This window comes from Rhizobium sp. YIM 134829 (assembly GCF_046546455.1).
In genome coordinates this window covers 100956-127143 of record NZ_JBKHKI010000006.1, presented here as the reverse complement: position 1 = coordinate 127143, position 26188 = coordinate 100956, and the positions used below count along the sequence as shown (strand labels likewise).

Below are 26188 nucleotides of genomic sequence, written 5' to 3'. Positions count from 1 at the left end.
GTCAGAGCTCCTTGCGGATATCGACGACGCGCAGGATGGCGGCGACCATCAGCAGCACGACGACCAGCAGCACCACCGCATTGGCGGCGGCGGCCGGATATTGCAGCAGCGACATCTGGTTGCGCATCATGAGCGCCACCGAAGCGCTCTGCCCGCCCGACATGATCTGCACGGTGGAAAAATCCGCCATGACCAGCGTCACGACGAAGATCGAGCCGATGGCGATGCCGGGCTTGGCGAGCGGCAGGATGACATTCCAGAGAATCTGCCATCCCGACGCCCCGGCATCCCGCGCTGCCTCGATCAGCGACCGGTCGATGCGCATTAGCGTGTTGAAGATCGGCGTGACCATGAACAGCGTGTTCAGATGCACCATGGCGAGCACGACGGCGAATTCCGAATAGAGCAGCCATTCGATCGGCGCCGGAATAAGGCCCATCTCGATCAGCGTCGAATTGACCAGGCCGTTGCGTCCCAGCACCGGGATCCAGGAGATCATGCGGATGATGTTGGAGGTGAGGAAGGGTACGGTGCAGACGAGGAAGAGCACCATCTGCATGGTGGTGGTGCGGATGTGGAAGGCGAGGAAATAGGCGACCCAGAAGCCGATCACCGCCGTCAGAGCCCAGACGATCACCGTATATTTGAGCGTGTTGAGATAGGTCTTCCAGGTCACCCAGGAGCCGAGCGTTTCTTCGTAGTTCATGGTAAGGAAATCGGGATAGAGCCCTGCGAAGTCATAGTCCCAGAAGCTGACGACCGCGATCATCAGGATCGGCAGCAGGAAGAAGAAGCCGAGAATGGCGATAAGCGGCGTCGCCTCAAGGCCCGAGATCATGCCCGGCCCAAGGCGGAGCCTGCGGGCGGCCTTGCCCTCCCCCTTCGCCTCAGCGGCGGTCGATGCGATGCTCGCCATTGTCTCTCATCCTCTGCCGGGTTCCGGGCCAGCCCGGGCGGTCGACTTCTCCGGCGCACGACACGGCGCGCCGGAGAAAAGCAAGGCGGCGCGCCCCAAGACGCGCCGCCGGAAGCCGATGGTCAGGCGGCGATGAACTCGTTCCAGCGGCGGACCATGTAGCGGTCTTCGTCCATGACCGAGTTCCAGCAGGCGACCTTGCCCATGCGGTCCTCGAAGGAGCCGCCATCGCGCACGGCGCCGGCCTTTTCCATGACCTTGCCTTCCGGCGAGAGGATGTCGCCCTGGGCCGGCTTGCCCTCGATCCAGTAGCCCCATTCGTCGGCGGTCATGAACTTCTTGGCCGTTTCCATGGCGGCGGAATAGTAACCCTGGCGGTTGAGATAGCCGCCGACCCAGCCCGAGGTGTACCAGTTGATATATTCATAGGCCGCATCAAGCTGCGCACCCTTGAGATGCGAGGCGAGCCCGAGACCGCCGCCCCAGGAGCGGTAGCCTTCCTTCAGCGGCTGATACTTGCAGGCAATGCCCTTCGAGCGGACGGCGGCGACGGCCGGCGACCACATGGACTGGATGACCACTTCGCCCGACGCCATCAGGTTGACCGACTCGTCGAAGGACTTCCAGAAGGCGCGGAACTGGCCGTCCTGCTTGGCCTTGATCAGGAAGTCGATCGTGGCGTCGATCTCCTCCTTGGTCATGTTGCCCTTGTCGGCATATTTGATGTTGCCGAGCGCTTCCATGATCATCGCGGCATCCATGATGCCGATCGAGGGGATGTTGAGGATCGAGGTCTTGCCCTTGAAGGCCGGGTCCATGATGTCGGCCCAGGAGGTGATGTCGCGGCCAACGAGGTCGGGACGGATGCCGAGCGTATCGGCATTGTAGATGGTCGGCACCATGGTGAAGAGGCCGGTCTCGCCTTTGGCGAAGGTCTTGTCGCCGGCCTTCTCGACGAAGCCGACCGTGTGCGGCGCCGTGCCCTGCGCGATCACGCTGTCGGGCTTCAGCTTGCCGGTCTTGAAGAGCGGCACGATCTGGTCGTAATATTTCAGCTTGGAGATTTCCATCGGCTGGATCACGCCGGCCGGAAAGACCTTCTTCAGGATCCAGTATTCGATATCGGCAATGTCGTAGCTGTCCGGCTGGGTGACGGCGCGCTGGGCGGCTGCGTCGGAATCGGTGGCTGTCATCTCGAGCGTGATGCCGAGGTCTTCCTTGCACTTCTGGGCGATGGCGTTGATGTTCGAGACGCCGGTGCCGAACTGGCGCAGCGTAATGGGGTTCTGCGCCCAGATGGTCGGGAAGCCGGTGATGGCGCCGGATCCGGCGATCGCACCGGCGGCTGCCGCCCCGGTCTTGAGAAGGCTTCGGCGTGTCAGCCCGCTCGTCTGGCTCTTCGTAGTCTCGGTCATGTCTGCTTCCCCTTTATGTTTTGGCAGGATGATGGATGGCGGCGAGCACGCGCCGTGCTCTAGTTGACACGGCCGAGCAGCACGGCGTCGTCGAGCGCCCAGCTCAGCGCCACGGCATCGCCGACGCTGACGGGCTTGGCGAAATAATCGGCATCGCTGAGGATGACGGTGAAATCCTCCGAGCCGGCGCCAAGCACGGTGAGCTTCACCGAGGCGCCGCGATATTCGATGTTGGTGACGACGCCGTTGAAGCCGAGATCGGGATCATTGGGGGTGGCAACGCGCACGCGGTCGGTGCGGATGCCGATATCGACCGGCGCGCCGACCTCCCTTTCCTCGCCGCGCACGGCAAAGACCTGCCCCTCGGCCACGTCGAGCCGGACCAGGCCGCCCTCGGCCGACACGACCCGGCCGCTCAGAACATTGTGGTCGCCCATGAAGCGGGCGACGAAAGCGGTGGCCGGCCGCTCGAAGACCTCGCGCGGCGTCGCGGCCTGTTCGATCCGCCCGTCATTCATGACGACGATCAGATCGGCGAGCGCCATCGCTTCTTCCTGGCTGTGCGTCACATGCACGAAGGTGATGCCGAGGTTTTTTTGCAGCTTCTTGAGCTCCGCCCGCATGCGGATCTTGAGGAAGGGGTCGAGCGCGGAGAGCGGCTCGTCGAGCAGCAGCGCTTCCGGATCGGTAATCAGCGCACGGGCCAAGGCCACACGCTGCTGCTGACCGCCCGAGAGCTGCGCCGGCCGGCGCGTCGCGTAAGGCTCCATCTGCATGAGCTTGAGCATGGCGAGCGCCTTGGCGCGGCGCTCCTCCTTCTCGACCCCCTTCATCTTCAGGCTAAAGGCGACATTGTCGATCAGGTCGAGATGCGGGAACAGGGCGTAAGACTGGAACATCATCGCCGTGCCGCGCTTGGCTGGCGGGAGGTCCGTGACCACCGTATTGCCGAGGCGGATATCGCCGGACGAGATGGTCTCGTGCCCGGCGATCATCCGGAGCGTCGAGGTCTTGCCGCAGCCGGAAGGACCGAGGAAGCAGCAATAGCTGCCCGAGGGGATCTTGAGGCTGATCGCATGCACCGCCGTCGTCGTGCCGTAGGTCTTGGAGACGGAGACGATGTCGATCTCAGAGGCTTTGGACATGATGGCTCCCTTGTTGATGACGACAATGCATCAACCGTGCCAACCCCATCCAGGCCACGTGTCCTGCTTGAAATCATCGCGGAACACGCGGAAACTCTGTCGCCTGGCAATTACGCGAGCAGAGCTGATGCCTAATTCTTGAGCGAGTGCATTCGATACTGCCTCAAACGGTATACAATTGCCGCAGCTCTTGTCGGCAATGCCTGCTTTTCCTGCGGCCGATCTGCGGGTAAGATCGGTGCATGACCGAGGACTCCTTTCGCGAAACCGACAACACGCTGTCGCCTCTCCTGGATGAGGGCGATGCCGGCGGGCAGCCGGCGATCCGCGAGGTCCTCCGCGACGCCATCGTCGACCGGCGTCTCGCGCCCGGAACGAAGCTGACCGAGGTCGAGGTCGGCGCGCTCTTCAAGGTCAGCCGCACGCTGGTGCGCGGCGCCCTGCAGGCGCTCGCTCATGAGGGGCTCGTCACCATGGAGCGCAACCGCGGTGCCTTCGTTGCCAACCCTTCTCCGGAAGAGGCGCGGCAGATCTTCGAGGCCCGGCGGATGATCGAACCGGGCATGCTGGCGGAGGCGGCACGGCGGATGACGCCCGCCGATCTCACGCGCCTGCATCAGCTCCTCGATCTGGAAGGCGGACTGGTCGACAGGCGCGGGCACACCGCCCGCCGGGCCGAGATCAAGGCCTCTGGCGACTTTCACCTGGCACTTGCCGCAATGACCGGCAATGCCGTGCTTCAGCGCTTCATGGACGAACTCGTCGCCCGCTCCTCGCTGGTCATCGCGCTCTACGGACAGTCGACGGTGTCGAGCTGTGGACATCACGAGCACCATGCGATCGTCGACGCGCTCTCCCGCGGCGACGTTGCCGAGGGGAGCAGGCTGATGATCGCCCATATCGCTCATATCGAGGCCGACCTCGATCTGCGCCAGCGCACGGCCGGCGATCTGCGCGAGGCGCTGCGGCTCTGAACGCCGCTGCACCGCCATCTCCGCACGCTCACGCAATTCATTCAAATTTTTTGGAAATCTCGCGGAACCCTTGCCTCGCCGCCGCGTTCATCGCCCGCAATAATCTGCATGGTGTCGAGGCGAGTATGAGTGACAAGCGTTTTCTGCGGCCGGTCCGCGTCATCCTTGAAGGGAGCAAGGAGTTCATCGTCGCCACGGCCTTCGAAGCCATCGAGTTCATCCGGCGTCTGCCCGGCGGCGAGCGTCTCAAGGCCTTCCGCATCGCCCTGCAGCATTGCCTCGATGCACTGGATGGGCTGTTGAGCCCGCAGAAAGCCCGTGCCTCCTTCGTCGCCGCTGTCCAGCGGGCCGGCATGGTGGCCGCCGATGTCGGCGCGGCCCGCGCCTGACACGTCCCTTCTCTTTGCCGCGACACCACAGCCCTCAATTGCCGCTTCCGTCATTTGACGGTAGAAGGAGCGAGCGACGCGATGCCTGATCGTGGCGCGCAAGCAAGGACGAGCGTGGATGGCCGAGGATCAGAGCCCTGAAACCAAGCTGACAGCGACCAAGCGGAAATGGGCCGATGAAGGCCGTTTCCTGACCGGGCGCATCTCCCGCCCCGAGTTTGATCGGCTCCCCCCCGGCCAGCATCTGGTGAAGAACTGGCCCGTGCTTGATCTCGGTCAGCATCCGATCATCGATCCGCTGAGCTGGTCGCTCGCCATCGGCGGGCTGGTCGAAACTCCGCAACGCTTCGACTGGACGGCCTTCCAGGCGCTGCCGACGAGCCGCACCCTCTCCGACATCCACTGCGTCACGACATGGTCGCGCTATGACAATCACTGGCAGGGCGTGCTGACGCGTGATCTCCTCGATCTCGTCCATCCCCTGCCCGAGGCCGCCTTCGTCATGCTCAAGAGCTATGACGGCTACACGACCAACCTGCCGCTTGCCGATTTCGCCAGCGAGGATGCGCTGCTCGCCACCCATTGGGAGGGCGAACCGCTGACGCGCGAGCATGGCGGCCCGGTGCGGCTGATCGTGCCGCACCTCTATCTCTGGAAAAGCGCCAAATGGATCACCGGGATCGAGATCCTCGGGGCCGACCGCGCCGGCTTCTGGGAGAAGAACGGCTATCACATGCTGGGCGACCCCTGGCGCGAACAGCGCTATTCGGACGACTGACGTCAAAGACTCCCAACCCGCTTCCGATCCATTACCCTGAAATAACAACGGAGCGCCACGCGCTCCGTTGGGTGTCAATCGGATTGGTCGGCGAGGCTGCGCCTCAGTTCGCCTTCTTCTTGAACGGCTTCTTGAATGGCTTGGCCGCCCCGCCCTCGGGCTTGGCGAACTTGGGCTTGCCGGGACCCTTGGCCCAGGGCTTGCCCTCGGCGCGCTCGCCGCGATCGGCAAAGCTGCGTTCCGGCTTGCCGCCGTCCTTGTTGAATTTCGGCTTGCCCTCGCCCTCTTTGTTGAACCGCGGCTTGGCATCGCCATCCTTGCGAGCGAAGGGTTTCGGCGAGCGGGCCGGCGAGGAGAGATCCGGCGGGCTGTCGAGCTGGGTGACGACGATGCCCTTCTCGAGCACGCGCTTACCGCCGATTGCCTCGTTCAGCGCATCGGCGCCATCGCGGGTCATTTCGAGATAGGTATGGTCCGGCATCATCCGGATCGCGCCGATCTCCTGCTTCGTCACATGGCCGATCCGGCAGATGACCGGGATCAGCCAGCGCGGCTCGACATTCTGCTTGCGGCCGGCCGACAGCGAGAACCAGATGCTATCGCCAAAATCGCCGCGCGGGGCCCGCGTTTCGCCACGGTCCGGACGCTCGCCGCGCTCCGGCCGGTCGCTGCGCTCGGCGCGCTTGCCAGGCGTGAAGACTTCGATCTCCATGATGTCTTCCGGTGCCGAACGGCCGACGCGGGCGAGCCGCACGAAGGCAGCGGCCACCTGCTCGGGGCTGTAGCGCGCCAAAACCTTGGCGGCGAACTCGGCCTCGTCCTCGATCAGCGGATCGGTCAGAGCCGCGTCGCTGAGGATCCGTTCGTCATCGCGGGTGAGAACTTCCTCGGCAGTCGGCGGCTTGGCCCAGACGGGCTCGATGCGGGCCTCGCGGAGGATGCGCTCAGCCTTGCGACGGGCCGAGGTGGGAACGATCAGCGCGCTGACGCCCTTGTTGCCGGCGCGCCCGGTGCGGCCGGAGCGGTGAAGCAACGTGTCCGGATTGGTCGGCAGATCGGCATGAACAACCAGTTCCAGGCCCGGCAGGTCGATGCCGCGGGCGGCGACGTCGGTCGCGATGCAGACCCGGGCACGTCCGTCGCGCATGGCCTGCAGCGCATGGGTGCGTTCGCTCTGGCTGAGCTCGCCGGACAGGGCGACGACGGCAAAGCCGCGATTGTTGAAGCGCGCTGTCAGGTGGTTGACGGCTGCGCGCGTCGAACAGAAGACAATCGCGGTGCGCGCCTCGTAATAACGCAACACGTTGATGATCGCGTTTTCGCGGTCGGCGGGGGCGACGACCAGCGCGCGATATTCGATATCGACATGCTGGGCCTTCTCAGCCTCGGTAGAGATGCGCAGTGCGTTGGTCTGGTAGCTCTGGGCGAGCGCCGCGATGGTCTTCGGCACGGTGGCCGAGAACATCAGTGTGCGCCGGTCGGCCGGTGCCGTCTCAAGGATGAACTCCAGATCCTCGCGGAAGCCAAGGTCGAGCATCTCGTCGGCCTCGTCGAGCACGACCGCGCGCGTCTGCGACAGGTCGAGCGCATTGCGGCGAATATGGTCGCAGAGACGGCCCGGCGTGCCGACGACGATATGGGCGCCGCGCTCCAGCACCCGGCGCTCGGAGCGGATGTCCATGCCGCCGACGCAGGAGGCAATGACGGCGCCGGTCATCTCATAGAGCCATTCCAGCTCAAGCTTGACCTGCATGGCCAGCTCGCGCGTCGGCGCGACGACCACCGCGAGCGGCAGGCCGGCCGCCTTGAAGCGGTTTGCGTCGCCGAGGAGGGTCGGCGCCAGGGCGAGACCGAAGGCAACGGTTTTCCCCGAGCCGGTCTGGGCCGAGACGAGCGCGTCACGGCCATCCATCTCGGTGTCGATCATCGCCTGCTGGACCGGCGTCAAGGTGGTATAACCGCGTTTCGTCAACGCTTCGGCGATCGCGGGGACGACGCCTGCGAATTCGGTCATGGATCCGTCTTTCGGAAATCTGGTGCCGCGCGACAAGTCCGCAGTGGGAAGAGCGGCGGTCATCGAGCCCATCCGGGGCCCGCTTCATGCGCTTTCTTACCCCAGCGGACCGATTTTGTATAGAGTGGCGGCCCTGCACGCTGCGCAGGTCACCTGTGACGGTACGGAACGGACCGAATGCAATCGCACGTTCACTTAACCGTTAAGTCCGATTGAAACTGACGCATTTAGGCCTACATTCCTATCACCGCTCAAATGCACCAAACGGAGCGGGTCTGGGAGGACATGCCATGCAAGCCACTGATCATCTGCGCGTTCAATATGACTTCCGTAGCGGCACCGTGCTGTTGCAGTGCAGAGACCGCAGCCATGTTCTGGCGGAACGTTTCCGCACAAAGGAAAGTGCCGAGCGCGCTGCCGTTCAGTTCGCCCGCGAGAACTGGGAGTATACCGAGCCGACGAGCGGAGCGGCACATTGATGTCGGCGCCTCTTGATATTCGAAAGAGGCACCCCATCTAAAGCGTAACGAATTCGTTTCCGGTAGTGACCACGGATGTACTGGCACAATGCCGTCGAGACGATCTGGAGAGGTCGGGTTTAACAGCCCGGCCTTTTTCTTTGTCCGCGTTTCACGTGCGGCAAGGCCCATCCGGGCTCAAACTCAGTGACGCGGTTGGTCGCCCTCACGACGCAGAGCATCCAGAGCGTCCACCACATCATCCGCTGACCACCCGGCCTCGACGCCTGCCTTGATCAATCGCGCTTCAGCTTCGAGAGCCAGCCGCAAATAGAGCGGTTCCAGCGCCTCCCGGGCGGTAACGACATGATGATGGGGCGGTGTCACGGGAAGTTGTCCTGCGGCTGAGCGCATTGGTTGCTCCTTTGGTTCGAAAGCACGGAATCGTTCGCAATGCCCGAACCGAAGATCGGTTCCATGGGCTTGATCAAGATTTGCGATAAATCAGGCGAGACGATGCCGTTACGGCGGCATCGTCATGGCATTGGCGGCTATCACCGCTTTTGGTCGAGGTCGCGCTCCGTCATCCCGAAATGGTCGAGGATGATCGCGAGATTGCGGCGGTGCGACTTGAAGAACAAGTCGAAGACATCCCCCAGTAGCGGCACCGAGCCACAGGCGGCATCGACGCCGACATTGGTGACCATCTTTGCGATCTTGTGACGCGGCAGGCCAAGCCGACGTGCCTCGTTGACAATCGCAAGACCGACCAAGGCACCGGCTGCGTCTCCCACGACCGGAACCAGGCCAAGAACGGAATCCGCACCGAACCGGAAGCGGGTGCCGGGAATGCCGACCGCCGTATCCATCAGCCGCGCGACCTTGGCAAGCCGGCGCAGACGCAGGAGCCGCTCTGCCGGCGGGATGATCTCACCGGTGCGGGTAAAGGTCTCAGCTGCTGCAACCATCTCACGGTCTCTTTCTGTTCAATGAACACAACAGGTCAGGTAGGAAAGCTGCGCCTTCATCTTAAGAGGCTGGTCAAGTTTTTTTGATCACTCCGCCCGGAGGTGGGGAATTGGTGCCTTTGTTCGGCAATCCTCCCGGCCCGGTCGTAGAAGGCGGGTCCCCACCCTCTGCAGGTGGCAGGTTTCGACCGTCATCCTGTGTACGCTTGCATACCGTTCCGGGCCGAACTTGTTAGGGATAACCGACAGTTAAAGGTTTCCCTTTTATGTTCAGATGCAAGCACATTCGTATTGGATTTCCTATGAACATTTTTTCCAGCGCCGACACCGCGACCCTGCGTGCCCTCGATCAGTCTCAGGCTATCATCGAGTTCGACCTGACGGGCAAGATCCTGCGTGCCAATGAGAATTTCTGCAAAGCGATGGGATATTCGCTGGACGAGATCGTCGGAAAGCACCATCGGCTCTTCGTCGATCCGGCCGAAGCGGCCTCGCCCGATTACGCGGAGTTCTGGCGGCTATTGGCAAGCGGCACCTTTCAGCAGAAGCAATATCGTCGCTTGGCCAAGGGCGGCAGGGAGGTCTGGATTGAAGCCTCCTACAACCCGGTCATGCGCCACGGCAAACCCTTCAAGATCGTCAAGTTCGCGACCGACATCACGGAATCGAAGCTGCGGGCCCTCGCCGAGGCTGGCAAGCTCGAAGCGCTGTCGCGCGCCCAGGCGGTCATCGAATTCGATACGGCAGGTCGGATCCTGGCGGCGAACGAGAATTTCCTGACGACGCTCGGCTACCGCATCGACGAAATCGTCGGCAAGCATCACTCGATGTTCTGCGACCCCGACTACACCCGCTCGGACGCCTATCGACGCTTCTGGGAGGCGCTCAATCGCGGCGAATATTCGACCGACCAGTTCCTGCGTTTCGGCAAAGGCGGCCGCAAGGTGTTCATCCAGGCCTCCTACAATCCGATCCTCGACGATCGCGGCCGGGTGATCCGCGTCGTGAAGTTCGCAACCGACATTACCGAGCGCATGCGGGCCATGGAGGAGATCGGCGCCGGGCTCGGCCGGCTGGCAGAGGCCAATATCCGTGAGACGCTCGACACCCCCTTCGCCAAGGAATTCGAGAAGCTCCGCTCGGACTTCAACACCTCGATCGGCACCTTTCAGGAAACGCTGGAAAAGGTGCTCGCCCAGACCCAGGCGCTGAACCACCATAGCGAAACGCTGCGCACCACATCGGATGCGCTCGCCCATCGCGCCGAACAACAGGCGGGCGCACTGGAGGAAACCTCCGCGGCCTTGAGCCAGGTCACTTCGACCGTGCGCAGCTCGGCCGAGCGGGTGCATGACACCCGCAACCTGGTCAAGCAGACGCGCACCGCCGCCACCTCCTCGGTCGCCGTCGTCGGCGATACGGTGGCTGCCATGCAGCGCATCGAGCAGGCTTCGACGGAGATCGGCAAGATCATCGGCGTCATCGATGAAATTGCCTTTCAGACCAACCTGCTGGCGCTCAACGCCGGCGTCGAGGCAGCCCGCGCCGGGGAAGCGGGCAAGGGTTTTGCCGTCGTGGCCCAGGAAGTGCGGGAACTCGCACAGCGCTCCGCCGGCGCGGCCAAGGAGATCAAGGCTCTGACCGGCAATGCCTCCAACCAGGTGCTGGAAGGCGTTCGCCTGGTCGGCGATACCGGCAAGGCGCTGCATGAGATCGAGGCCTTCGTCGAGCAGATCAACTCCAACATTGATGCGATCGCCACCGCCGCGTCCGAGCAGAGCACCGGTCTCGGCGAAATCGCCTCGGCCGTCGGCACGCTCGACCAGATGACGCAGCAGAACGCGAGCATGGTGGCCCAGACGACCGAGCTCAGCCACACGCTGGCCAAAGGCGCGGTGACGTTGACCGGCCTCGTCGGCCAGTTCAAGCTGAACCGCCGCTCCCGCCGACGCGAGCCCGGCTCCGACGCCGCCCTCGCACCGGCCTTCCGCCAGGACGAGCGCCGCATCGCCTGATCAGATCGAGACTAACAAAAGGCCGGAGGATGTGCGCATCCTCCGGCCTTTTGTTGTCTGCTCGCCTGGCTTGGTGCCGAGACTGAAGGTCCCTGTCCGCACGCCTGTCATCCTGTCTCTCGCCGTGCGGAGGTACCGTCGCTCAAGCGCTCAAGGCCTGGGCGGCGATGCGCGGAAGGCCGAGCTCGCCGATGGGCATGGGCCGGCCGAACAGGTAGCCCTGCACCTCGTCACAGCCTTCGCCGACCAGCACCTGGAACTGCTCGGCGGTTTCGACGCCCTCTGCCAGCACCGCCACGCCGAGGCTCTTGCCAAGCGCGACCATGGCCCGCACGAAGGCGCGCGATTGCACACCGTCGATCCCGGTCAGGAAGCTGCGGTCGAGCTTGACCTTGTCGAAGGGGAAGGAGCGCAGCGTCTCGAGCGAGGAATAGCCGGTGCCGAAATCGTCGATGGCGATGGTGACACCCATCGTCTTCAGCTGGCCGAGAATATAGATGGCCTGGCGCCGGTCGCCGATCACGGCGCTTTCCGTCACCTCGAGCTCCAGCCGATCCGGCGAGAGCCCGGTCTCGGTCAGCGCGTTGCGGACGGTATCAAGGATCTTGATCGAGCCCAGCTGCAGCGGCGAAAGATTGACCGCCACCTTGACCAGATCGAAGGCCATGGCATCGCGGCAGGCCTGCCGGATCACGAATTCCCCGAGACCGATGATGGCGCCGCATTCCTCGGCGATCGGAATGAAGACATCCGGGCCGATCGGTCCGCGGGTCGGATGGCGCCAGCGCAACAGGGCTTCATAGCCGCTGATCCGCTCGCCCGCCGTATCCCGCTGCACCTGATAGGCAAGGTGGAACTGGGATTCATCGAGCCCCCTCCAGAGATCGCGCTGGAGGAAACGGCGGTTGCGCGCCGCTTCATCCATGGCGGGCTCGTAGAAACAGATCCTCTCCTCGAGCTTTGCCTTGGCACGGGCGAGCGCCAGATCGGCATTGCTCAGGAGCTTCTCCCGATCGGGCGCGTCATCCGGATAGACCGCGATGCCGAAGCTCGCGCCGACCTGAACCTCGACATCGCCAGCCGAGAACGACGCCTTGAAGAGGTCGGACATGCGGGCGATGAAATCGGTCAGTTCGGCCTCGCCGCGCACAATGCGCGCGACGACGAAATCGTCGCCGCCGATGCGTCCGAACACATCCTGCGGCTTGGCGGCCGCCTGGATGCGCTCGGCGATCATTCGCAGAATCGTATCGCCGCAGCCATGGCCGTAGCCGTCATTGATGTCCTTGAAGCCGTGAAGATCGATGCTCAACACGGCCATGCGCTCGTCAGAGCCGATGCCGGGGAGAGCCGTGTCGAGTTTCTCGCAGACGGCAAGGCGGTTCGGCAGGCCGGTTAGCCCGTCATGACGGGTAATGAAGGCCATCTGCGCTTCCGACTTCACCTGCGAGGTGATGTCTTCCACCGTCGTCACGAAGGAGCCGTCGCCGGTCGGCGAGTGGACGGTGCGGATGAACTTGCCGCCCGCGGTCGTGCAGAGGTGTTCGCCACCGCCAGCCCGCGTGAAGAGCGCGCGGTGCTGCTGGTAGAACTCTTCCGAACCGACATCGCTGGAGAAGTCCTGCTCGTAGCGGGCGTGGCAGAGCTCGCGGAAGGTGCGGCCGGTGAGGACGACCGATGCCGGGATGCCGAAAATCTTGCGCAACCGCTCATTGTGCAAAATCAGCCGCTCCTCCGCGTCATAGAGGCAGATCGCGTTGTTCATGGTGTTGAGCGCGATCGACAGATTGTCGGAGGCCTGTTTCAGCCGTGCCGCATCCTGCATGCGCTCGGTGCAGTCGCGGGTGATCTTGGCGAAGCCGAGATGCCGCCCCTCCTCGTCATAGACGGGATCGATGACGACATGGGCCCAGAAGCGGCTGCCATCCTTCCGCAGGCGCCAGCCTTCCGCCTCGAAGGTGCCCTTGCGAAGGGCGGTGTCGAGGCTGTGCTGCGGCAGGCCGGCGGCCCGATCCTCGGCGGGATAGAAGGTAGAAAAATGCTGACCGACGACCTCTTCCGCCTTGTAGCCCTTCGTCCGTTCGGCACCGGCATTCCAGTTGGCGACGATCCCCGCAGGCGTGAGCAGGTAGATGGCATAATCGGTGATGTTGGCGACCAGCAGCCGGAAGGCGCGCTCGCCGGCAAGCGCCCGGCGCTCGGCCCGTCGCGCCAGTACCACGGCGGCGAGACCGGAAAAGAGCAGCGAGAAGGCAACGGTGGCGATCATCAGCACCATGGAGGGGCGCGACAGGGTTTCCGCCGGCGGCAGCGCATCGGCCAGCAGCACCGGCGTGACCGCCCCCATCGCGGTGAAATGCAGGCTCGCAATGCCGCAGAGCATCAGGAGGGCCGAGGGCACGACGCCGCGCAAGCCGCGCGCGCCGCGCTCGGCGAGGAGAAAGGCAGGAATGGCGAACACAGCGGCCAGCACGATCGCGGCGACCACGAGCTCCCGCTCCCAGACGATCACCCCTTGAAGGTCGATGCCGGCCATGCCGACGAAATGCATGGCCGAGGTCGCCATCGCAAAGATGATACCAGCCGCACAGGCACTCACGGCGCCCGCGCCAAGGGTCGCCGCTACAAGCGCGGTGGCGGTGCCAATGATCGCGATAGCGAGTGAGGCAAGCGTCAGCCCGGCGTGATAGCCGAGCGTCAGGCCGGGATCATAGGCGAGCATGGCGACGAAATGCGTGGCCCAGATGCCGAAGCCACCGGCCATGCCGCCACTGACGATCCAAGTGGCGCGCGCCAGCTTCTCGGTCTGGCGAGCCCGGGCGAGCAGCAGAAAGGTGGCGAGCGAGGAGATCAGGCAGAGCAGGACCGCCAGGGCAACGAGGAGCAGATCATGCTCCCCGAACAGACACGTCACCACCCTGATCATCGCTGCGCTTTCCATTATGCCTTAGAAGCGATCTCCATCCCGCGAGGGGACAGCGATCTGCGCGGCGACCATGCAAGTTTGTTCCTTGCGGAGGCCTTAAGATCGGGTCATGCCCGTGCGCCATGGTAAGCAAGTTGTTACGGAGAAAGATCGGGATCGCGGAAGGCACTGCGGACGATGCCGTGGCGCTGCAGCTTGTCATAGAAAGTCTTGCGGGGAATGCCGAGCGCCTCGATGGTGCGGCGCACGTCGCCGCCGGTCTCCTTCAGCGTTTCGCGGATCATCTCCGCCTCGATCCGCTCCAGACGCTCCGGCAGCGTGCCGCCCTCCGGCAGGCGAACCTCCGCCTTCCCCTCCGGTGGGGCCACACCGAGGACGGTGCGTTCGGCGAAGTGCGAGAGCTCGCGGACATTGCCGGGCCAGGCATGGTCTTGAAGGTGGCGGCGCACCGCATCCGACAGCGGCGGCACCTCCCGCCCGAAGCGGCGCGCGGCCCGCTCCGCAAAAGTGCGGAACAGGAGCGGAATATCGTCTCGCCGCTCGCGCAAAGGCGGGATCGACAGCGTCACGACGTTCAGCCGGTAATAGAGGTCCTCGCGAAAATCGCCACGCGCCGCGGGATCGCCGAGATCGACCTTGGCGGCGGCCACCACGCGCAAATCGACAGGGCGAACCTCATTGGTGCCGAGGGGCGTCACCTCACGCATTTCCAGCACGCGCAGCATGTGGATCTGGGTCGCGGGCGGCATGCTCTCGATCTCGTCCAGGAACAGAGTGCCGCCGCTTGAATGTTCGATGCGGCCGACCCGCTTCTTCTGCGCGCCGGTAAAGGCGCCGGCCTCGTGGCCGAACAATTCGCTCTCGATCACCTGTTCGGGCAAGGCACCGCAATTGAGCGCGACGAAATGGCCTTTGGCGCGCCGGCTCCAGCGATGCAGGAGCGTGGCGACCACCTCCTTGCCGCTGCCGGTTTCGCCGAGCATCAACACATCGACATCGGTATCGGCGATCTGGCGGATCGTGGTGCGCAGCCGCTCCATGACCGGGGTCTGGCCGATCATCAGGCCTGCGCCCTGTGCTTCCTCCGCCTGCTCCTTCAAGGCCCGGTTCTCCATGACCAGGCGGCGCTTCTCGACCGCGCGATGCACGCTCTGCACCAGCCTGTCGCTCGCGAAGGGTTTCGGCAGGAAATCATAGGCACCGTCCTGAATCGCCTTGACCGCCATCGGGATATCGCCGTGACCTGTCATGAAGATCACCGGCAGATCCTCGTCCAGCGCCCGGATCCGCGCGAAGAGTTCGAGGCCATCGATCTGCGGCATGCGGATATCGGTGACGACGACGCCGGAGACGTCGCGGTCGATCAGCGCCAGCGCGTCGAGCGCGCCGCTGGCCGTGGTCACCGTGAAGCCCGCAAGCTCCAGCGTCTGGCGGGTTGCCTTCAGCAGCTCGTGGTCGTCATCGACCAAGATGACGGATCCGGGCTCAGCCACGGCTCTTCTCCTCCCTGTGGCCGCGACGCAGGCGGATGGTGAAACAGGTGCCGGTCTCGCTTGTCTCGACCGACAGGGTGCCGTCATAATCGGCAAGAATGTCCTTGGCGATCACCAGGCCGAGGCCGAGGCCCCTCTCCTTCGACGTGTTAAAGGGCTTGAAGAGCTGCGCCAGGATGCCGGCTTCTATACCGGGGCCATTGTCGGCGATCGCGATCGTCGCCGCCTCTCCATCGGACAGCGCCGTAACCGTGACCGACCCCGCCGGCCGCAACGCCACCGCCTCCAGTGCGTTCTGGACGAGGTTGATGAGCACCTGCTCCAGCCGCAACCGGTTGCCGATCACGGTGAGGCTCGGATCGGGCAGCGTGATGCGCACGCGATCGAGCGGGCCGGCAAAGCGGCTTTTCAGCAGCATGATGACGCTGTCGATCAAGGCAGCGACCGCCACGGTCTCGGCCGGCGCGCGGCCCTTGCGAGCGAAGCTCTTCAGCTCGTCGGTGATCCCGCCGATCCGCTCGGTGAGCAAGGCGATCGATTGTAGATTGTCGTCGACGGAGGCCCGCTGCTCGCGCGTGAGAAAGATGCGGGCATTGTCGGCATAGGCACGGATGGTGGCGAGCGGCTGGTTGATCTCATGGGCGACACCGGCCGCCACCTGGCCAAGGATCGCCAGCCGGTTGGCATGGACGAGATCGTCCTGCACGCCCTGCAGCTTCGCCTCGGTGGCGCGGTGATCGGCAATCTCGCTCTCCAGCCGATCGCGCGCCCGCAGCAGATCGTCGGTGCGGGCCTTGACCCGGGCCTCCAGCTCTTCCCGCGCCGAGAGCTCGCGGGCGAGCCGACGCGCGGCACTTTGACGGCGGGCGAGCAGCAGTGCGGCGAGCGCGATGACCGGGGCGATGCCGGCCAGCGCCAGCAGCCGGCGCTCCCGCACCAGCGCATTGACCGCTGCCTGCGTCTCGACAAGCGAATTGAGCTGCCAGCTGGTGGATGGAACGGTTGTCGCGATACGCAGGAACTCGCTCTCCCGCCCGCCGGGCAGCACGCCGCGCAGCCGGTCGACGCCCGGCCCCAGCGCCTCCGTTACCGTCAAGGGCAGAGGCGTGAGCGGCGCATCGCCGAACTGGAGGCTGGCACGGATTGCGGCCACGCTCTCCGTCGACAGGGCTTCGGTGGCCATGAAGCGCCAGGACGGCAGGCTGGTGATCAGCACCACGCCGTTCTCGTCGGTGACATAGGTCGGCCGGCGCGCCGCCTGCCAGTCCGCCTCGATCTGGTCGAACTCGACCTTGGCCACGACGATGCCGAGCGGGCCGCCTGGGCCTTCGACACGCTGCGAGAGATAGAGCCCCGGCCGCTTGCTGACCGAGCCGAGCGCGAAATGCTCGGCCTTACCGGTCGCCATGCCGCGGATGAAATAATCGCGGAAGGAATAGTCGTTGCCGACGAAGCTCGTCGCGTCCTGCCAGTTGCTAGAGGAAATCGCGACGCCGTCTTTGCCGACGACATAGATGACCGAGGCCTCCGTGCCGGCGACGATGGCGGCGAGCTTGGCCGAGAGCGTCTCGTGCACGGCCTGGCTCCGGCTCCCCAGCGCCTCTGCCACCTGCCCGTCTTGCGCCAGGAGAAAGGGCAGCGCCCGGGGCCGTTCGAGGACGGCGCGCAGGTGCGCGACCTTGAGGCTCGCATCGGTCTTCGCCTGGGTGGCAAGCGTGTCGAGCGCATCGCCCCGCGCCATGACCCCGGCTGCGACCCAGGCGACCGCAACGAGCGCGAGAGCGGCGAGGAGGAAGGCGAGCCAGATCCTCCGCGCACCACGCTGACCCATGGCGTCCCGCGTCTCCCAAACAACCTGGTCTGTGATGGCATCCATGAACGACACTGTGCAGATTTCCGCACAGAAGGAAAATCACAATGTGCGACGATCCGCACAAACCGGGCTTAGGCGATTTCCCCTAAGCGCTGGCCGTCGCTGAAACCGACCGAAAAACAGGCACTTATGTCGATGGCGCATATCTGGCATGCGGGTTGCACAGAGGTCTGCAGGATGACACGGCGCCTCGGGAGAACTGACGAGAGGCGCACTTACCGGAGGAGACGTCTATGCATGCCATTCCCGAAAGCAGCGCGCCCACGGCGAAGCTGCCCTTCTATCGCCATCTCTACGTCCAGGTTCTGACGGCGATCGTCGCCGGCGTCCTGCTCGGCCATTTCTACCCCGAGCTCGGTACGCAGCTGAAGCCGCTCGGCGATGCCTTCATCAAGCTCGTCAAGATGATCATCGCGCCGGTGATCTTCCTGACCGTGACGACAGGCATTGCCGGCATGAGCGACCTGAAGAAGGTCGGCCGCGTCGCCGGCAAGGCGATGCTCTACTTTCTCACCTTCTCGACGCTGGCGCTCGCGATCGGCCTCGTCGTCGCCAACGTCGTGCAGCCCGGCGCCGGCATGCACATCTCGCCGGCCTCGCTCGATGCCTCCGCGGTCGAGACCTATGCCGCCAAGGCGCATGATTCGACCGTCATCGGCTTCCTGATGAACATCATTCCGACGACGATCGTCGGCGCCTTCGCCGATGGCGACATCTTGCAGGTGCTGTTCTTCTCGGTACTGTTCGGCATCGCGCTCGGCATGGTCGGCGAGCGTGGCAAGCCGGTGACGGATTTCCTCAATGCCGTCACCGCCCCCATGTTCCGCCTCGTCGCCATCCTCATGAAGGCCGCACCGATTGGTGCCTTCGGCGCGATGGCCTTCACCATCGGCAAGTATGGCATCGCCTCGATCGCCAACCTCGCCATGCTGATCGGCACCTTCTACCTTACCTCGCTGCTCTTCGTCTTCGTCGTGCTCGGCGCGGTCGCCCGTTACAACGGCTTCTCGATCCTGGCGCTGATCCGCTATCTCAAGGAAGAGCTCTTGCTGGTGCTCGGCACCTCCTCTTCCGAAGCCGCCCTGCCCGGCCTGATGGCCAAGATGGAACGGGCCGGCTGCAAGCGCTCGGTCGTCGGCCTGGTCGTGCCGACCGGCTATTCCTTCAACCTCGACGGCACCAATATCTATATGACGCTGGCCGCGCTGTTCATCGCCCAGGCGACGGATATCCCGCTCTCCTTCGGCGACCAGATCCTGCTGCTGCTCGTGGCCATGCTTTCCTCCAAGGGCGCGGCCGGCATCACCGGCGCGGGCTTCATCACGCTCGCCGCCACGCTCTCGGTCGTCCCCTCGGTTCCGGTCGCCGGCATGGCGCTGATCCTCGGCATCGACCGCTTCATGTCGGAATGCCGCGCGCTGACCAACTTCGTCGGCAATGCGGTCGCCACCGTCGTCGTCGCCCGCTGGGAAAACGAGCTGGACAAGGCGCAGCTCGATGCGGCGCTGGGCGGCGCACCGCTCGCCGTCGAGCCGACCCCCGCCCCGGTCCTCCAGGCGGCAGAATAGGTCTCCCAAGACCCGCAGGCCGCAAGGCCGATCAGGCCTCCGCTCGCAAGAGCGGGGGCCTTTTCTTATAGACAGCCGACGAAGGAAGTGATTGACCGGATCAGGAACTTCGATATGAACGAGAGACCCTCCTTCTCCGTGAGCCGTCATGAGCCGCAATTTCCTCGTCGTCGATCCCGAAACCGATATGGCGGTGCTCAAGGGCCTCGCCTCACCGGCCCGGGCTTCCATCCTCAAACTCCTGCACAGCCGCGGCCCGACCAATGTTAACGAGCTTACCGACCTTCTGGCGCTGCCGCAGTCGAGCGTCTCGATCAATGTGCAGGCGCTGCAGGATGCGGGGCTGATCCGCACCGAGACGGTCAAGGCGCGCAAGGGCAATCAGAAGGTCTGCCACCCGCTTTACGACGAGATCCTCGTTGTGCTGAAGAGCGATATCAAGGAAACGGAAGAAGACGCGATCGAAGTCTCGATGCCGCTCGGGCTTTATACGAGCTTCGAGGTCTCCGCACCCTGCGGCCTCTGCTCGCCCGAAGGCATTATCGGCCTGCTCGACGTGCCGAGCACCTTCCTCGATCCGGACCGGATGAAGGCCGGGCTGATCTGGTTCACCCGCGGCCATCTCGAATATCAGTTTCCAAACAATGCCCGGCTCGCCAATGCCGAGATCCGCGAGATCGAGTTCGTGCTGGAGCTCAGCTCCGAAGTGCCCGGCACCAGCGCCGACTGGCCCTCCGACATCACCCTCGCCGTCAACGGCATCGAGGTCGCGACCTGGACCTCGCCGGGGGATTTCGGTGACAAAAGAGGGGTTTACACGCCCGACTGGTGGAAGCTGAAGGGCTCGCAATATGGCAAGCTCAAGAATTTCCGCGTCGGCGCCGAAGGCACCTTCGTCGATGGCCTGCGCATGTCGGACGTGACGCTCGGCGACCTCAAGCTCGGCGACCATCACTCGATCCGCCTGCGGATCGGCGTCAAGGACGATGCCAAACATCCTGGCGGGATCAACATTTTCGGCCGCGGCTTCGGCAATTACGACCAGGATATCCTGCTACGGGTAAAGACGCGTTAGGCAGCCTCGGCCCGATTTCGTCTTACCGCAACGCACAACACAATCTGCTTGACCACAAGAGTGGCCTCCGCTTTATTGATCTTAATTCGTGATACAAATCACAAAAGACGATACAGTTGGGAGGCAGGCATGAAGGCAGCGGTGGTCGCGCATAAGGGGTTTACGATCTCGACGATCGACCCGAGACTCTATGGGTCCTTCATCGAGCATCTCGGCCGTGCCGTCTATACCGGCATCTATGAGCCGACCCACCCGACCGCCGATGAGAATGGCATGCGCCGCGACGTGATCGACCTCGTCAAGGAGCTCAACGTGCCGATCGTCCGCTATCCCGGCGGCAATTTCGTGTCCGCCTATAATTGGGAGGATGGCGTCGGCCCGAAGGACGAGCGCCCCGTCCGCCTCGATCTCGCCTGGCACACCTCAGAGAGCAACCAGGTCGGCCTGCATGAATTTGCCGATTGGTGCGACAGTGTCGGCACGGAGATCATGCTGGCGGTCAATCTCGGCTCGCGCGGGCTGGACGAGGCCCGCAACTTCCTCGAATACACCAATCACGAAGGCGGCAGCGCCTGGAGCGACAAGCGTCGCGCCAATGGCCGTGAGAAGCCCTTCGACGTGCGGCTCTGGTGCCTCGGCAACGAGATGGACGGCCCCTGGCAGATCGGCCACAAGAGCGCCGACGAATATGGCCGCCTGGCGCATGAGACCGCAAAGGCCATGCGCGCCTTCGACAGCCGGCTGGAGCTCGTCGTCTGCGGCTCCTCCAACGCCCATATGCCGACCTATCCGCAATGGGAGGCGACCGTCCTCGAGCATACCTATAACGAGGTCGACTATATCTCGCTGCATATGTATTTCGAGAACCGGGCCAAGGACACGGCCAACTACCTCGCCCGCAGCCTGGAGCTCGACACCTATATTGCCACCGTTGCCGGCGTCATCGCCTATGTGAAGGCGAAGAAGCGCTCGACCAAAGACGTCTACATCTCGTTCGATGAGTGGAACGTCTGGTATCATTCCAAGGAGCGAGACCGCGCGATCCTCGAAGGCGGGTCCGGCTGGCCGGAGGCGCCGCCGCTTTTGGAGGATGACTATAATTTCGAGGACGTGCTGCAGGTCGGCCTGATCCTCAATACCTTCATCAACCGTTCCGACGTCGTGAAGATCGCCTGCCTGGCGCAGCTCGTGAACGTCATCGCGCCGATCATGACCGTGCCCGGCGGGCCGGCCTGGCGGCAGACTATCTTCTATCCCTATTATTTCGCCTCTGTCTTCGGTCGCGGCACGGCGCTGAAGCTGATGGTCGATAGCCCGAACTATGTAGCCCGGGATGTCGGCGCGGTTCCCTATCTCGACGTCTCCGCCGTGCATGATGCGGAGAGCGGCCATGTCACCTTCTTCATCGTCAACCGCCATCTGACCGAGGCGCTCGATCTTGACGTAACGCTGATCGAGTTCGGCGCGCTCTCGGTCGTCGACGACCAGGTGATGACCCACCCGGACCTCACCATCACCAACACCGCCGAAAACCCGGATGCGGTGAAGCCGGTCAGGGGCGAAGGGGCGGCGGCGCAGGAAGGGCGGCTGACGGCCAGCATCGCGCCGCTCAGCTATCGGATGATCCGCTTGAAGGCATAAGCGAGGCAGGCCGGCGACACGGGGAGGTGTCGCCGTCAAGAAGACAGTTGGGAGGAACGATGACAGGATCAGCCATCGCCGTGCGCACCGCATTCCATGCGGAGGCTCGCCCATGACCGCGCAGATCGAGATCGACCGCGTCACCAAGCGCTATGGCGCGCTCACCGTGCTCGAGAATCTTTCGCTCTCGGTCAAGGCCAACGAGTTCATGGTCTTCCTCGGGCCCTCCGGCTGCGGAAAATCGACGCTTCTGCGCATGATCGCCGGGCTCGAAAGCGTCGACGAGGGCACGATCGCCATCAACGGTACGCGCATCGACACGTTGCCGCCCGGCCAGCGCGACATTGCCATGGTCTTCCAGTCCTATGCGCTTTACCCGCATATGACGGTCGCCGATAACATGGCCTTCGGCCTGCGCAATATCGGCATCGGCGAAGATGTGATCGCTACCCGCATCGCAGAAGCCGCGCGCATGCTGGAGATCGGCCATCTTCTGGAGCGTAAGCCGAGCCAGCTTTCCGGCGGCCAGCGCCAGCGCGTGGCGATCGGTCGGGCGATCGTCAAGGAGCCGAAGGCCTTCCTGTTCGACGAGCCGCTCTCCAACCTCGACGCCGCGCTCCGCGTCCGCACCCGCGTCGAGCTGGCGCAGCTGCGCAACCGCGTGCGCTCCACCATGATCTTCGTCACCCACGACCAGATCGAGGCCATGACGCTCGCCGACCGCGTGGTGGTGATGAACAATCGCCGGATCGAGCAGATCGGCACGCCGATGGAGATCTATGATCGGCCGGCGACGCGCTTCGTCGCCGCCTTCGTCGGCTCGCCCGCCATGAACTTCCTGCCGGTCACGCTCGGCGGCTCGGGCGGTGCCGCGGTCGCAACCCTGCCCGATGGCGCGGTCCTGCCGACAGCCATCCGCACCACGCCGGCGCTCTCCGGCGCGCTGGAACTCGGCATTCGCGCCGAAGCCGTGCGGCCAGCGCGCGATGGCGTGGCGCCCGTCACCTCCGGCAAAATCGAGGTCCTGGAGCGGCTCGGCGACCGGACACTGCTCTACACGCGGCTCGCCGATGGCAGCCTGGTGGTCGCCGAAGATGCCGGCGCCAGCCGGGCGGCGATCGGCGATACGGTGCCGCTCGCCATCGACGGCAGCCGCGCCCATCTGTTCGAGGCCGATGGCCAGGCCCATCATGCGGAGGGCGCCGGCCATGGCTGATGCGATGCTCACCGAACAGGCCGCCGCAGGGGCCGCCCGCGTCAAGATCCGCCGCGTCGATGTCAGCGCGCCGGACTGGCGCAATGCCCTCTTCGTCGCGCCCTATCTCCTCTTCTTCGTCACCCTGCTCGCCTTCCCCCTCGTCTGGGGCATCTGGCTCAGCCTGCACAAGGCGGATGCCTTCGGCACGGGGCGCTTCGTCGGGATCGGCAATTACATTCGCCTCTTCAACGACCGCATCTTTCTCCAGGCGATCTGGAACACCTTCACCTTCGTTCTCATGACCGTCCCGCCGCTTGCGATCATCGGCCTCGCGCTGGCGCTGGCGCTCAATCGGCCGGGCAAGACGGCGGCGTCGCTCAGGGCCCTGTTCTTCGCCTCCTCGGTGCTCTCGGTCACCATCGTCACGCTCATCTGGCGGATCGTCTTCATCCCCAATTTCGGCCTGCTCACCACCATCTATGGCTGGTTCGACGCCACTGCGCCCGCCTTCCTGTCCGATCCCGATCTGGCGCTGATCGCCATTGCGATTGCCACCATCTGGTGGTGCATCGGCCTGCCGATGATGCTGTTCCTCTCCGCCCTCCAGCAGATCCCGCCGGATATCTACGAGGCGGCCGCGCTCGACAATGCCAGCCGTTGGCGCACGCTGCGCCACATCACCCTCCCCTCGATCAAACGCACCTTCGTGCTGGTGATCGTCATCCAGATCGTGCTGCAGTTCCAGCTCTTCGGCCAAGCCAGGCTGATGACCAATGGCGGCCCGAATAACGCCTCCATGCCTCTGGTCTTCTACATCTACGAAGCCGCCTTCCGGAAATGGGATCTCGGCCTCGGCGCCGCCGCCTCCGAAGTGCTCTTCGTGCTGATCCTGATCGCCGCCATGGCCCAGTTTCTCGTCTCGCGCCGGAAGGGAGAAGATGCATGAGCGCGCCCGCCCCCGTTCTGACCGGCGCCGGCCGGATGGTCGGCCGCTCCTCTGGCGACCGCGTGATCCTTGGCCTCACCATGCTCGGCGCGCTCCTGATGATGGCGCCGATCCTCTGGGTCATCGGCCTCTCCTTGAAGGACAACAAGGAGCTGATGGTCAGCATGAACGCCGTCTTTTCGGCGCCCTACACGATCCAGAACTACATCAATATCCTGGCGACCTCCTCGGTGTTCCGCTGGATCCTCAACAGCATCATCGTCTCCGGCGGCGTGACGATCGGCACACTGATCCTCTGCTCGCTGGCCGGCTACGGCTTTGCGCGGCTCAATTTTCCCTTCCGCAACGCGCTCTTCATCATCGTGCTGATGGGGCTCGCCGTGCCGGAGCAGGCCGTGCTGATCGCCCGCCACCAGATCTTTTCCTGGCTGAAGTTCCACAACACCTATCAGGGCCTGATCCTTCCCGGTCTCTCCGCCCCCTTCGGCGTCTTCCTGATGACGCAATATTTCCGCGCGATCCCGAAGGAGCTCGACGAGGCAGCGCTGCTCGACAATGCGAGCCGCTTGAAGATCTTCTGGAAGGTGCTGCTGCCGCTGACGCTCCCCGCCCAGGCGACGCTCGGCATCTTCACCTTCCTCGGGACCTGGAACGATTATTTCTGGCCGCTGATCTCGGGCACCAAGAAGGAGATGTACACGCTCACCGTCGGCATCGCCTCGACTCAGACGAACTTCGCGCAATCCGAGGGTCTCGGCTTTCTGATGTCGCAGGCGGTCTTCGCCGGCGCGCCGATCCTGATCCTCTACCTCTTCTTCCAGAAATACATCGTCCAAGCGGTATCCGGCGCAGCGATGCGCTGATCCGGGGACGATCACGACATCCGGTTTGAGGAGAACCGGCTGATACCCATAAACAGGAGGAACGACCCGATGATGCATGCCTTTCGACACACAGTCCTGGCGGCCGCCTCGCTGATCGCGATCAGCTGCGCGAGCCCGGCCTTCGCGGCGACGGAACTGACCGTCCAACGCTTCTTCGGCGCCTGCGACGCCGATTTCGGCAGCAATACCGACGTCCGCAAGGCCGTCGGCGAATGCGGGATCATCACCTCGCTGATCAACAAGTTCAGCGTTGACAATCCGGACATCAAGGTTTCGGTGACGACGGTGGAATGGCCGGGCTATGACCAGCTGACCGCCCAGTTCGCCGCCGGCGATCCGCCGGATATCGTCACCATTCACCATTCGGTGCTGTCGGACTATCAGTCGAAGGGCCTGCTGATGCCGCTCGACGACGTGCTTTCCGCCGCGGGCGTGAAACCCGAGGAGTTCACCGATGCGAGCCGCAACGGGGTGACCAAGGAAGGCAAGCTCTATGGCCTGCCGATCGACAACTGGACCATGCTCTTCCACATCAACATGGACCTCTTCAAGCAGGCCGGGCTGGTCAATGCCGATGGCACGCCGAAGCTGCCGACCAGCGTCGACGAACTGATGGCTGACGCCAAGCAGTTCCGCGAGAAGACCGGCAAGCCCTATTTCGTCCAGAACCTCGCCAACGAGACGGCGCTCTACACGCGCAATCTCTATACCTATCTCTTCCAGCAGGATTCCGACTTCTTCGCCGATCCAGTCAAGGTCAAGCTCAACACGCCGGAGGCCAAGAAGGTCGTCGAGATGTACAAGGCGATCTATGACAATGGCGATACGACCAAGGACCTGGATTATGCCGGCGGCATCAATGCTTTCCTCGCCGGCGAAGGCGGCGTGCATCTGAACGGCACCTGGATGATCGGCGACTACAACGCCTCGTCGGAAACGCCCGGCACGGCCCTCAACAAAGGCGGCTATGCGGTCTACCCCTACCCGCAGCTCTTCCCCGGTAAGAAGGCGCAATATGCCGACGGCCATGCCTGGGCCGTCTCGCAGAAGGACCGCACCGAGGAGCAGACGGCGGCGATCGGCAAGTTCCTGAAATTCTTCGCCGACAATGATTTTGAATGGTCGCGCACCGGCCATCTGCCGTCGGTCAAGGCGGTGTTCGACAGCGCCGAGTTCAAGGCCCTGCCGCATCGCGACACGGTCGCCGCCATCGCCGACCTCGGCACGTCCCTGCCGAGCACGGTGCAGCGCCAGTTCGCCATCCAGGACATTATTGGCCAGGAGATGAACTCGGCCGTCACCGGACAGAAGGATGTCGATGCGGCGCTGAGCGACATGGAGAGCCGCGTCAACGACCTGCTCGCCAATCTCTGACCTGAGACCAGAAGGCCCCCTCCCAGCCATCGCGGACCGGGCCCGTCTGCCACGCGCAGCGGGCCCGACCCGTTTCCGACCCGGCCGGACCCGAGAGTACCCCTGAAACGCGAAACGCCCGCGGCAAGTGCGGGCGTT

At 64.1% G+C, this 26188-nt stretch carries 21 protein-coding genes; 12 read left to right on the top strand and 9 right to left on the bottom strand.

Going from position 1 to position 26188, the window contains the following annotated elements; genetic code table 11:
• Position 1 precedes the first annotated feature (1 nt).
• The 3 genes from ACLE20_RS12465 to ACLE20_RS12455 form a co-directional block, all read right to left on the bottom strand.
• Positions 2–907, bottom strand: coding sequence for an ABC transporter permease (locus ACLE20_RS12465; protein WP_410940826.1), 906 nt, complete (start codon positions 905–907; stop codon positions 2–4).
• 131 nt (positions 908–1038) lie between these two features.
• Positions 1039–2331: an ABC transporter substrate-binding protein gene (locus tag ACLE20_RS12460; protein WP_410940620.1), complete on the bottom strand. Its 1293-nt coding sequence runs from the start codon at positions 2329–2331 to the stop codon at positions 1039–1041.
• A 59-nt stretch (positions 2332–2390) separates the two neighbouring features.
• Positions 2391–3476: an ABC transporter ATP-binding protein gene (locus ACLE20_RS12455; protein WP_410940619.1), complete on the bottom strand. Its 1086-nt coding sequence runs from the start codon at positions 3474–3476 to the stop codon at positions 2391–2393.
• 242 nt (positions 3477–3718) lie between these two features.
• Between ACLE20_RS12455 and ACLE20_RS12450 the strand changes: the two genes are divergently transcribed.
• The 3 genes from ACLE20_RS12450 to ACLE20_RS12440 all read left to right on the top strand — a co-directional run bounded on the left by ACLE20_RS12450 (position 3719) and on the right by ACLE20_RS12440 (position 5617).
• Positions 3719–4450 carry a GntR family transcriptional regulator gene (locus tag ACLE20_RS12450; RefSeq protein WP_410940618.1) on the top strand — a complete coding sequence of 244 codons (732 nt, stop codon included), beginning with the start codon at positions 3719–3721 and terminating at the stop codon, positions 4448–4450.
• Positions 4451–4575: 125 nt separating this feature from the next.
• Positions 4576–4839: a DUF982 domain-containing protein gene (locus tag ACLE20_RS12445; RefSeq protein ID WP_410940617.1), complete on the top strand. Its 264-nt coding sequence runs from the start codon at positions 4576–4578 to the stop codon at positions 4837–4839.
• A 118-nt stretch (positions 4840–4957) separates the two neighbouring features.
• On the top strand, positions 4958–5617 hold the full coding sequence (locus ACLE20_RS12440; protein ID WP_410940616.1) for a sulfite oxidase-like oxidoreductase: 660 nt from the start codon (positions 4958–4960) through the stop codon (positions 5615–5617).
• A 103-nt stretch (positions 5618–5720) separates the two neighbouring features.
• Here ACLE20_RS12440 and ACLE20_RS12435 read toward each other — a convergent pair whose 3' ends face one another.
• Entirely contained in the window at positions 5721–7631 is a 1911-nt protein-coding gene (locus ACLE20_RS12435) for a DEAD/DEAH box helicase (RefSeq protein ID WP_410940615.1), read from the bottom strand.
• A 290-nt stretch (positions 7632–7921) separates the two neighbouring features.
• Here ACLE20_RS12435 and ACLE20_RS12430 point away from each other — a divergent pair, with 290 nt between their 5' ends.
• Positions 7922–8110, top strand: coding sequence for a hypothetical protein (locus tag ACLE20_RS12430; RefSeq protein ID WP_410940614.1), 189 nt, complete (start codon positions 7922–7924; stop codon positions 8108–8110).
• 183 nt (positions 8111–8293) lie between these two features.
• Here ACLE20_RS12430 and ACLE20_RS12425 read toward each other — a convergent pair whose 3' ends face one another.
• Together ACLE20_RS12425 and ACLE20_RS12420 are read right to left on the bottom strand one after the other, a co-directional pair.
• Entirely contained in the window at positions 8294–8503 is a 210-nt protein-coding gene (locus ACLE20_RS12425; protein ID WP_410940613.1) for a hypothetical protein, read from the bottom strand.
• Between the two features lie 140 nt (positions 8504–8643).
• Positions 8644–9057 (bottom strand): DUF4112 domain-containing protein, encoded by a 414-nt coding sequence (locus ACLE20_RS12420; RefSeq protein ID WP_410940612.1) that lies wholly within the window; start codon positions 9055–9057, stop codon positions 8644–8646.
• Between the two features lie 302 nt (positions 9058–9359).
• Between ACLE20_RS12420 and ACLE20_RS12415 the strand changes: the two genes are divergently transcribed.
• Positions 9360–11072, top strand: coding sequence for a methyl-accepting chemotaxis protein (locus tag ACLE20_RS12415; protein WP_410940611.1), 1713 nt, complete (start codon positions 9360–9362; stop codon positions 11070–11072).
• A 142-nt stretch (positions 11073–11214) separates the two neighbouring features.
• Here the strand turns inward: ACLE20_RS12415 and ACLE20_RS12410 are convergent, their stop codons facing one another.
• The 3 genes from ACLE20_RS12410 to ACLE20_RS12400 all read right to left on the bottom strand — a co-directional run bounded on the left by ACLE20_RS12410 (position 11215) and on the right by ACLE20_RS12400 (position 17367).
• On the bottom strand, positions 11215–13998 hold the full coding sequence (locus ACLE20_RS12410; RefSeq protein WP_410940610.1) for an EAL domain-containing protein: 2784 nt from the start codon (positions 13996–13998) through the stop codon (positions 11215–11217).
• A 137-nt stretch (positions 13999–14135) separates the two neighbouring features.
• The gene (locus ACLE20_RS12405) at positions 14136–15491 is read right to left on the bottom strand and encodes a sigma-54-dependent transcriptional regulator (protein ID WP_410940609.1); all 1356 of its coding nucleotides are present in this window, start codon (positions 15489–15491) and stop codon (positions 14136–14138) included.
• Positions 15484–17367: an ATP-binding protein gene (locus tag ACLE20_RS12400; protein WP_410940608.1), complete on the bottom strand. Its 1884-nt coding sequence runs from the start codon at positions 17365–17367 to the stop codon at positions 15484–15486. The genes ACLE20_RS12405 and ACLE20_RS12400 overlap by 8 nt, the downstream gene beginning before the upstream one ends.
• Positions 17368–17597: 230 nt before the next feature.
• Between ACLE20_RS12400 and ACLE20_RS12395 the strand changes: the two genes are divergently transcribed.
• The 7 genes from ACLE20_RS12395 to ACLE20_RS12365 all read left to right on the top strand — a co-directional run bounded on the left by ACLE20_RS12395 (position 17598) and on the right by ACLE20_RS12365 (position 26050).
• Positions 17598–18932 (top strand): dicarboxylate/amino acid:cation symporter, encoded by a 1335-nt coding sequence (locus tag ACLE20_RS12395; RefSeq protein WP_410940607.1) that lies wholly within the window; start codon positions 17598–17600, stop codon positions 18930–18932.
• 148 nt (positions 18933–19080) lie between these two features.
• Positions 19081–20007: an ArsR/SmtB family transcription factor gene (locus tag ACLE20_RS12390; protein ID WP_410940606.1), complete on the top strand. Its 927-nt coding sequence runs from the start codon at positions 19081–19083 to the stop codon at positions 20005–20007.
• Positions 20008–20136: 129 nt separating this feature from the next.
• Entirely contained in the window at positions 20137–21648 is a 1512-nt protein-coding gene (locus tag ACLE20_RS12385; RefSeq protein WP_410940605.1) for an alpha-N-arabinofuranosidase, read from the top strand.
• 112 nt (positions 21649–21760) lie between these two features.
• Positions 21761–22864, top strand: a complete 1104-nt coding sequence (locus tag ACLE20_RS12380; protein ID WP_410940604.1) for an ABC transporter ATP-binding protein — start codon at positions 21761–21763, stop codon at positions 22862–22864.
• Positions 22857–23792, top strand: coding sequence for a carbohydrate ABC transporter permease (locus ACLE20_RS12375; protein WP_410940603.1), 936 nt, complete (start codon positions 22857–22859; stop codon positions 23790–23792). Before ACLE20_RS12380 ends, ACLE20_RS12375 begins: the two co-directional genes overlap by 8 nt.
• Positions 23789–24655: a carbohydrate ABC transporter permease gene (locus ACLE20_RS12370; protein ID WP_410940602.1), complete on the top strand. Its 867-nt coding sequence runs from the start codon at positions 23789–23791 to the stop codon at positions 24653–24655. Before ACLE20_RS12375 ends, ACLE20_RS12370 begins: the two co-directional genes overlap by 4 nt.
• 69 nt (positions 24656–24724) lie before the next feature.
• Positions 24725–26050 carry an extracellular solute-binding protein gene (locus tag ACLE20_RS12365; protein WP_410940601.1) on the top strand — a complete coding sequence of 442 codons (1326 nt, stop codon included), beginning with the start codon at positions 24725–24727 and terminating at the stop codon, positions 26048–26050.
• Positions 26051–26188 lie beyond the last annotated feature (138 nt).